This is a genomic window from Streptomyces sp. NPDC059224, from assembly GCF_042754285.1.
Taxonomy (GTDB): domain Bacteria; phylum Actinomycetota; class Actinomycetes; order Streptomycetales; family Streptomycetaceae; genus Streptomyces.
Map to the genome: position 1 here is coordinate 1 of NZ_JBHZAN010000107.1, position 1,532 is coordinate 1,532.

A 1,532-nucleotide genomic window follows, 5' to 3' on the forward strand; every position below is an offset into this window, starting at 1 on the left:
CAATACCAGTGACTTAAGGGATGGGGTCTCTGTTTCGGGGGTTGCTGGGCGGTGGGTTGATCGGGGCGGTGCGCCAGTGGGGGGCGATGGTCACGGCGTTTGCGGGGTCCCGGGTGGGCTGGGGCCACGTGTAGTGCTCGTCGCGTTTGACGCCGAAATTGGACATCTTGCGTTTGACGACGCGGGGGTTGGAGCGTCTGCGGCGGGTGGGTAACAGGCGTGCGGTGATCTCGCGAAGTCCGACGGTGAGGGCTGCGGCCAGGTGGTCAGGGGGAAAAGGCCGCCTGCGCGGTGACCTGGCGTCGCGCGAGGCGGATGCTGCGGGTGAAGGAGAGCCGGTCGGGATCGAGGCCGGCCTGCTCGGCGGCGTCGTGCATGAGGGTGCGGATGGCGTGGTGGACCAGCAGGTGCGCCCAGACCTCCTGCTCGACGCCTTCGGGCGAGCGGGAGCGCAGGACCTGAGTGGGTCCGCGTTGGTGTGTCTTCAGCTCATCCAGCGTGTTCTCGAACTCCCACCGCTGGTGGTAAAGGGCTGCCAATTCGGTGGCGGGGGCGGCCTCGGGGGCGAGGATCGTGGTGATCAGCCGGTAAGGAGTGTCCTGCTCGGGCCGCCCGGGATCGTCCAGGGTGTACTCGATCACCCGCACCACTTCCGGGTCGGCACGCTTGCGGTGGTCCTTGGCCGCGACGATCTCGGACAGATACGAGCCGTCGGGCAGCTCTTCGCGGACCGGCAGCACCTGGTGGGCACGGATGCGCCACAGCAGATCCGCACCGCCGGCCGCAGCCGCCCGCCACAGCTCCAAGCCGGTGAACCCGCGATCGGCCAGCAGCAGATCGTCCCCGCCCAGGTGGCCGAACAGCTCACGGGCCAGGGCGGGTTCGGATGTGGTGAACGGGCCCAGAGCCGCCGTGGTGATGGAGTGGGTGCCGCACTCGGCCAGCGCGACCACCCGCACCTGCGGGTACGCGCACCGCTGAGTGCGGTGGGTTTTCGGGCGCCCGAAGTGCGCCGCGTTCTCCTGACTGTCCGGAACGTCGAAGACCGTGCCGTCAATGGCCATCAGCCGCCACCGGCCATAGAAGGCACCCCGAGTCGCCTCGGTCGCCAACGGCCGGGCCACCTGATCGAACAGGGCCTTCAGGGGCTCCGGGCCCAGTTTCACGCGCGCTCTCGAAATCGCCGCCGTCGTCGGCACCTGCCACGAACCCGACCAGCGTTTCGCCCAGGTCAGCCCGTGCGTCAGCAGCCGAGCGACCTCTTCATAGCCCTGACCGGAGAACAAACACATCGCCAGCACGAAGTAGACCACCACGCGCGGCGGCAGCAGCCGGTTACGCTGCCCGGACCTCCCACACTCGACCACCACCCGGTCCACCAGCTCCGGCGGGAACGACCGCGTCAGCAGCCCGACCGCGATCCGATCCGACAACCGCTCATCCGTCTCCGGCTTGACCTGCCCCGGCCGTGGCATCCCAGCACCTCCCCACCACGCACCCTACCAGGAAGCAGCCTTAAGTCACTGGTATTG

At 68.7% G+C, this 1,532-nt stretch carries 1 protein-coding gene; it reads right to left on the bottom strand.

Annotation, left to right across the window (positions count from 1 at the left end):
* Nucleotides 1-266: 266 nt before the first annotated feature.
* Nucleotides 267-1,475 (bottom strand): IS4 family transposase, encoded by a 1,209-nt coding sequence (locus tag ACFXI4_RS44655; protein ID WP_385003432.1) that lies wholly within the window; start codon nt 1,473-1,475, stop codon nt 267-269.
* Between the last annotated feature and the right edge of the window lie 57 nt (nt 1,476-1,532).